The organism is Amycolatopsis sp. NPDC049252 (genome assembly GCF_043197175.1).
Classification (GTDB): Bacteria; Actinomycetota; Actinomycetes; order Mycobacteriales; family Pseudonocardiaceae; genus Amycolatopsis.
This window is the reverse complement of the sequence record NZ_JBICSQ010000094.1, coordinates 22,994-29,683: the sequence shown is the minus strand read 5'-3', so window position 1 is coordinate 29,683 and position 6,690 is coordinate 22,994. Positions and strand designations below refer to the sequence as shown.

At 71.9% G+C, this 6,690-nt stretch carries 7 protein-coding genes; 4 read left to right on the top strand and 3 right to left on the bottom strand.

The annotated features are described in order from the left end of the window. Window positions 1-205: 205 nt before the first annotated feature. Both ACGFMK_RS43205 and ACGFMK_RS43200 read right to left on the bottom strand, forming a co-directional pair. Window positions 206-760 carry a DUF305 domain-containing protein gene (locus ACGFMK_RS43205; RefSeq protein WP_392775879.1) on the bottom strand — a complete coding sequence of 185 codons (555 nt, stop codon included), beginning with the start codon at window positions 758-760 and terminating at the stop codon, window positions 206-208. Continuing rightward, entirely contained in the window at window positions 757-1,689 is a 933-nt protein-coding gene (locus ACGFMK_RS43200; protein WP_392775877.1) for a DUF1996 domain-containing protein, read from the bottom strand. The genes ACGFMK_RS43205 and ACGFMK_RS43200 overlap by 4 nt, the downstream gene beginning before the upstream one ends. 217 nt (window positions 1,690-1,906) lie before the next feature. Between ACGFMK_RS43200 and ACGFMK_RS43195 the strand changes: the two genes are divergently transcribed. Then, window positions 1,907-4,039 carry a discoidin domain-containing protein gene (locus ACGFMK_RS43195; RefSeq protein ID WP_392775875.1) on the top strand — a complete coding sequence of 711 codons (2,133 nt, stop codon included), beginning with the start codon at window positions 1,907-1,909 and terminating at the stop codon, window positions 4,037-4,039. A 42-nt stretch (window positions 4,040-4,081) separates the two neighbouring features. Here the strand turns inward: ACGFMK_RS43195 and ACGFMK_RS43190 are convergent, their stop codons facing one another. Beyond that, window positions 4,082-4,429: a VOC family protein gene (locus ACGFMK_RS43190; RefSeq protein WP_392775872.1), complete on the bottom strand. Its 348-nt coding sequence runs from the start codon at window positions 4,427-4,429 to the stop codon at window positions 4,082-4,084. An 89-nt stretch (window positions 4,430-4,518) separates the two neighbouring features. On the opposite strand from ACGFMK_RS43190, the gene ACGFMK_RS43185 reads away from it, so the two are divergent. The 3 genes from ACGFMK_RS43185 (at window position 4,519) to ACGFMK_RS43175 (ending at window position 6,686) form a co-directional block, all read left to right on the top strand. Next, window positions 4,519-5,328 (top strand): helix-turn-helix domain-containing protein, encoded by an 810-nt coding sequence (locus tag ACGFMK_RS43185; protein WP_392775882.1) that lies wholly within the window; start codon window positions 4,519-4,521, stop codon window positions 5,326-5,328. Window positions 5,329-5,633: 305 nt separating this feature from the next. After that, window positions 5,634-6,068, top strand: a complete 435-nt coding sequence (locus tag ACGFMK_RS43180; protein WP_392775869.1) for an XRE family transcriptional regulator — start codon at window positions 5,634-5,636, stop codon at window positions 6,066-6,068. 27 nt (window positions 6,069-6,095) lie between these two features. Continuing rightward, window positions 6,096-6,686 (top strand): hypothetical protein, encoded by a 591-nt coding sequence (locus ACGFMK_RS43175; protein WP_392775866.1) that lies wholly within the window; start codon window positions 6,096-6,098, stop codon window positions 6,684-6,686. Window positions 6,687-6,690: the final 4 nt, after the last annotated feature.

Below are 6,690 nucleotides of genomic sequence, written 5' to 3'. Positions count from 1 at the left end.
CCATCTAGGTACGCGTGTCGTCCATTCGGGTACGCGTGTCGGCCGGCCGGAGGCGGCGGGAACCCCTGCCACCACGGCAACTCGGCGACGAGTGGCGGGTTGCCGCCACTCGTCGCCGAGTACCTGCACCGGAGGACGCGCACCCGGCCGGGCCGCTCCCAGGCCCCGCCGGGGCCCGGCAGTGGGGGCCGGGCGGTGTCTCCGGTCAGCTCGTCCGGTCCAGCACTTCCCCTTCCCGCGTGGCCGCCGCGCCGAGGTCACGGGCCAGTGACCGGGTCGCCGGGTCCGCGCCCGAGGTCTGCTCGCCGTTCGCCAGCACCACGATCTGCTTCGCGTGGGCCCGCAGCAACGCGACGAGCCGCCGGTCGAAGTCGGTGCCGTCGCTGGTCCGGAGGGCGACGAGATCGGCGTCGGTGATCATGCCCGGCATCTGATGTCCACTGTGGACGTTCGCGGCCGGCAACCCCGCCCGATCGCGAAGAGCCCGCAGCCGGGTGAGGAACCCGTCCTGGGACGGCTCGAGCGCCGACGCGGCGGACCGCACGGCGGGGCTCGCCGCGTGGTCCGCCGCCAGGTGGGCCGCGGTGACCGCGTTCTCCGTCATCGGCACGGTCAGCTGCAACCACGCGACGTCGGTGGGGTTGAACGCGCTCGACCCGGGGCCGGGCGGCGGCGCCGGGGCCGCCGGCGTGGTGGTGGCACACCCGCCCATGGACATCGCCACCACCACCGCGGCGACGACCGGCGCCGTCCGCCTCACGGCCGGCCGGGCAGCCGGTAGTTCGGACCGAGGACGCCCCCGCGGTCCGGTTTGTAGACGTCGAACCCGCGCGGGTCGCACTGGAGCCCGCCGTTGATGCAGTGCGTGACCAGCGCGGCGAGGGTGGGCGGGTCCCACGCGTTGAAGAAGTCGTAGTGCCACGAATACCCGCGCCCGCTGGCCAGGTGGACGCCGGACATGTCACCGCTGACCGGGAACGCGATCTTGAACTCCAGCATCGGCACCGCGACCGGGTGGTCGGCGGGGCACGTCAGCGTCGTCTTGTCCGGGTACGCCATGTGGCTCTTGTGATCGGCGGAGTCCAGGTGGACGCCGTCCCAGCAGCTCGGGGCCTGGTACCGGATGTTCAGCTGGCTGCCCGGCGTGCACTGCACCGGGATGTCCCAGTTGTGGAAGCTGTCCCCGCACTCCCAGCCCTCGATGGCGCCGGGCGCGTTCTGGAACTGGTCCTGCGTCGCCGTGACCGTCCCGGCGACGTAGCGCAGGCCGGGTGGGAACGGCACGACCTTGGTGTAGTCGAGGATGCCGGACTTGTAGTACACGACCTGCGCGAAGTTCGGCAGGATCACCTGGTTCCCGTTGTAGACCGTCGGGAACCAGTAGGCGGACAGGTCGTCCGGCGCCAGGCAGGTCGTGTTGCCGACGCCCGAGGCCTGCAGCGACGCCAGTGTCGTGTTCGCATTGGTGGTCTTGTTGCCGATGAACGTGTGGTCGTGCGACGCGCCGGGCAGCCCGGGGAAGACGATCGGGTCGTCCGGCTGGTGGTGGCTGGGGGAGCAGTTGACCTGGAATTCGTGGTGCGTGACCAGGTTGTCGGCGACGGCCGGCGACGAGGTCGCCGCGGTCAGGAAGGCGCCTGCCAGCACGGTGGCGGCGGTGCAGGCGAGGAGCGCGGCTTTGGATACCAAGGGTCCTCCACGGTGAGGGTGCCTGAGGAATGGGAGAGCGCTCTCCAAGAGCATGCGCACCGAGCCGCCACCCTGTCAAGGAGTACCCGCATCCGGCGGCGGGCAGGCATTGTCCGTTTCCAGACGGGAACCTTGACAACGCGGGCCGCCGTGACGAACGATCGGCCGTGCCGGAGAGCGCTCTCCAACCTCCGTCCCCTTTCGCGCGGGAGTCATCGTGGACCGACCGTTGCCCCTTCGTGCCGTCCCGGCACTCGTGGTCCTGCTGGTGCTGGGCCTCCTAGCCGGCCCGACCCCGGCACACGCAGCCACCCTGCTCTCGCAGGGCAGACCGGTGACCGCCTCGAGCAGCGAGGGCGCGGGGACACCGGCCTCCGCGGCCGTCGACGGCGACCCGGGCACCCGCTGGGCCAGCTCGTGGAGCGACCCGCAGTGGCTGCAGGTCGACCTCGGCGCGTCCGCCGACATCAGCCAGGTGACGCTGAACTGGGAATCCGCCTACGCGACGGCCTACGAAATCCAGGTTTCGGACAACGCCGCGTCGTGGCAGACGGTGTACAGCACGACGACCGCGACCGGCGGCGTGCAGAACCTCGCCGTCACCGGCCACGGCCGGTACGTCCGCCTCTACGGCACCCACCGCGTCGGCGGCTACGGCTACTCGCTCTGGGAGTTCCAGGTCAGTGGCACCCCGGGCACGTCGACGCCAGGCGGCCCCGGCGTCACGAAGGTGACCGGCAGCCAGGGCAACTGGCAGCTGAGCGTCGACGGCCAGCCGTGGATCGTCAAGGGCCTCACCTGGGGCCCGCCGGTGAGCGAAGCGGCGGCGCGGATGCCGGAGCTGCACTCGATCGGTGTCAACACCGTCCGCACCTGGGGCACCGACGGCAGCAGCCAGCCGCTGTTCGACGCCGCCGCGGCCAACGGCATCAAGGTCGTCGCCGGCTTCTGGCTCCAGCCCGGCGGCGGGCCCGGCAGCGGCGGGTGCGTCGACTACACCACCGACACGAACTACAAGAACACGATGCTCGGCGAGATCCAGAAGTGGGTCAACGCCTACAAGGGCAACGCCGGCGTGCTGATGTGGAACGTCGGCAACGAGTCGATCCTCGGCATGCAGAACTGCTACTCCGGCACGCTGCTGGAGCAGAACCGCATCGCCTACGCCCGGTTCGTCGACCAGGCCGCCCAGGCGATCCACGCCATCGACGCCAACCACCCGGTGACCTCGACCGACGCCTGGACCGGCGCGTGGCCGTACTACAAGGCCTACACACCGAACCTCGACCTGTACTCCGTCAACTCCTACGCCCAGGTCTGCCAGGTCAAGCAGGACTGGATCAACGGCGGCTACACGAAGCCGTACATCGTCACCGAGACCGGCCCGGCCGGCGAGTGGGAGGTCCCGAACGACGTCAACGGCGTTCCGGCGGAGCCGACCGACCAGCAGAAGCGTGACGGCTACACGAACGCCTGGAACTGCATTCTCGCCCACCCCGGGGTGGCGCTCGGCGCGACGCTGTTCCACTACGGCACCGAAGGCGACTTCGGCGGCGTCTGGTTCAACATCACCACGGGCAACGAGAAGCGGCTCGCCTGGTACGCCGTCCGCAAGCTCTACAGTGGACAGACCGGCGGTAACACGCCCCCGGTGATCTCGTCGATGAACCTCAGCCGCACCACCGACGTCCCGGCCGGCGGCACGTTCACCGTGACGGCGAACGTGTCCGATCCGGACGGTGACCCGATCGCCTACACCATGGGCTACAACAGCAAGTACATCAACAACGCCGCGGGCCTGATCCCGGCGCAGTTCACCGGGACCGGCACGTTCACCGTGACCGCGCCGAAGGACCTGGGCGTCTGGAAGATCTACCTCTACGCCCGCGACGGCCACGGCAACGTCGGGATCGAGACGCGCTCCCTGCGCGTGGTCGCCCCGCCGGTGCCGGGGACCAACCTGGCCCGCGGCGCCGCGACCACGGCGTCGACCTACCAGGCCGACGGCCCCGGCGCGCCCTACCCGCCGCAGGCCGCGACCGACGGCAACCTGGCGACGCGCTGGGCGAGCGCGTGGGCCGACCCGCAGTGGGTGCAGGTCGATCTGGGCAGCAGGCAGGCGTTCAACCACGTGCAGCTGGTCTGGGAGTCGGCGTTCGGCAAGGCGTACGAGATCCAGGTCAGCGACGACGGCGCGAACTGGCGCTCGGTCTACGCGACGACCACCGGTGACGGCGGTGCCGACGACCTCGCGATCTCGGCCACGGCCCGGTACGTGCGGATGAACGCGACCCAGCGCGGTACTGCGTACGGGTATTCGCTGTACGAGTTCGGCGTCTACCGGTCCTGACTCCGGCGGTGGCCCCTCCCGGTCGCGGGAGGGGCCACCGGCTCAGCTCGTGACCAGGCAGAAGAGGTGGCCCTCGGGGTCGGCGAGCACGACCCACTCGCCGCCGCCGGGCTGGAAGTCCGGCTTGGACGCGCCGAGCGCCGTGAACTCCTTGACGGCGCGCTCGAGGTCGTCGACCCGCAGGTCGAGGTGCGCGTGCTTGGCCGCGTCCGGCCAGCCGGGTCCGCGGTAGCCCTCGACGCGCTGGAAGCCGAGCCCGACCGGGCCGCCGAGCTGGACGGTGTCGTCGTCGGCGTAGGTCACCTCCCAGCCGAGGGCTTCGCCGTAGAACGCGGCGAGCGCGGCCGGGTCGGCGCAGTCGAGGACGACCGTGGTGAGTTCCGCGAGCATGGTGCTGCCTCCTGGATCCGTGTTGCGTGTCGCGGGGCAGCCTGCCCGCCGGCCGCCCGGCGGTCTTGAAGATCCTTGCGCGGGCGGAATTGTCGTACCGCCGGCGTAGCGTGCGGTGGGTGCGTGAGGCAGTCGAAGTCGCGGCCCGGCCGGGCTACACGGTGAGCGTGGTGACGTGCGCCGACGACCACACCGGGTGGTCGGCGCCCGAGGTGTCGACGGGCTACCGCATGGTGTTCGTCCGCCGCGGCCGGTTCCGGCGCCGTGTCCGTGGCGGCGTCGCGGACGTCGATCCGACGTCGGCCTACCTGGCCGAACTCGGCGACGAGGAACAGTTCGCGCACCCGGCGGGCGGCGACGTCTGCACGTCGGTGACCTTCGGCCCGGACCTGTGGCAGCGCCTGGCGGGCGACCGGCGGCCACTGTCCACGGTGTACGTCGACGGCGCGCTGGACCTCGCGCACCGCCGAGCCGTCGCGGCGGCCACGGACCCGGACTACGCGCTCGCGGAGGAACTGCTGACGCTGGTGGGCCGCGCGATCAGGCTGTCCGGCACCGGCACGGGCCGACCCGACGACCGCGCGCTGGTCGCCCGAGCCCGGGAAGCGATCGCGGCGGACGTCCCGGCGGCGGCCGGGCTGTTCCCGCTGGCGGAGTTGCTGGCAGTGTCGCCGTACCGGCTGAGCCGCGTGTTCACGCGGGAGGTGGGGGTGTCGCTGACCCGCTACCGCAACCGGGTCCGGGTCGGCCGGGCGCTGGACCGCCTGGAGGCGGGGGAGCGCCGGTTGGCGGTGCTGGCGGCGGACCTGGGCTTCGCGGACCAGGCGCACCTGACGCGAGTGGTGCGCGAGCACGCGGGCCGAACCCCGGCGGTCCTCCGGCGGCTGCTGACGGGATAGAAGACCGGTCGGCAGCCGCGAGCTGGTGCGCGCCGGACCTCCGGTTCGCGCGCTCACTGGCGGTGGTCTTCTGTCGGAGAAGCCCGCGAACGCGATCGGAACCGGCGCGAGGCCGCGGGGTTGGGCGCGTGGCCACCCCCAGCGGCCACGTGAGTCACCCCGCGGCCGTCGCACCGGCCCGGGCTGGCGTTTCGTTTCCGAAACACCTAACGTCGGTATCGTAGTCTTTCCGGTACAGGTGCTGTCAAGTTTTCGGGACAGCTAGGCTGGGTGGTGTCACGTTTCATGGTTGAGGGTGGTGTGTGGTGAGCGAGGAGCGCAGTTTCGCCGAACGGCTGGCGCACTTGATCGCGACCGTGCACCCGCCGGACCGCAAGCCGTACTCGTACCGGGAGATCGCCCACGGCGTCGCGGAGCAGACCGGCGTCACGATGTCGGCGACGCACGTGCAGCAGCTCGCCGTCGGCGCGCGCAAGGACCCGAAACGCTCCCACATCCAGGCCCTGGCCCAGTTCTTCGGCGTGCCGGTGACGTACTTCTTCGACGACGAGGTCGCCGGCCAGGTCGACCGGCAGGTCGAGGACGTCGTCGCGTGGCGGGACGCCGAGGCCCGGAAGATGGCGCAGCGGGCGATGCAGCTCTCGGCGCGGGACCGCGAGACCGTGACCGCGCTGATGGACCAGCTCGGCAGCTACGACGAGACCCGCCGCGGCGAGGGCCGGCGCCGGAAGCCGGAGTGACGTGCCCGCGGTGAGCGGTCGGCTAGGATGACCTCGTCCGTGATCGCGCCCCGGTGCACCCGGCTGGCGCCCGCCCAGCGGGGAGGACCCATCGACGCGCACGGCCTCACGCAGCTGCGGGCCGGGGCCCGCGCGCGGGTGCGGACCGTCCTCGACGCCGTCCCGCTGCCCCGGCCGTGGTCGATGAACCGCTGGGTCGACGCCCTCGAGGCCTGGCGCGGGCGCGAGATCGACCTGGTGCCGGTGGCCTACCGGCCCGGCCAGCCGTCCGGGGCCTGGCAGGCCCGCCCGGACTACGACCTGATCGCCTACACCGAGCACACCTCCGCGCTGCACCAGGACCACATCATCGCCCACGAGCTCGCCCACATGCTGTGCGCGCACACCGGGAACTGCCTGATGTCGGAGTCCGAGGCCGCCGAGCTCGCCCCGGACCTGGCGCCGCGCGCGCTGTCGCACCTGCTCACCCGCGTGACGAGCGGGCGTGACGAGTACGAGGCCGAGCTGATCGCCGTGCTGCTGATGAGCGCCGCGACGAGCGAACCGCCCGCCGTCCAGCCCGGCGCGTCCGGCCGTGCGGCGGACCAGGCGCGGCGCCTGGCGGCGTTGCTGGGATAGTCCG

What these genes read in the sequence shown, in the direction of transcription:
- ACGFMK_RS43175 (WP_392775866.1), top strand. Translation starts at nt 6,096, where the DNA reads ATGACCTCGTCCGTGATCGCGCCCCGGTGCACCCGGCTGGCGCCCGCC.
- ACGFMK_RS43190 (WP_392775872.1), bottom strand. Translation starts at nt 4,429, where the DNA reads ATGCTCGCGGAACTCACCACGGTCGTCCTCGACTGCGCCGACCCGGCC.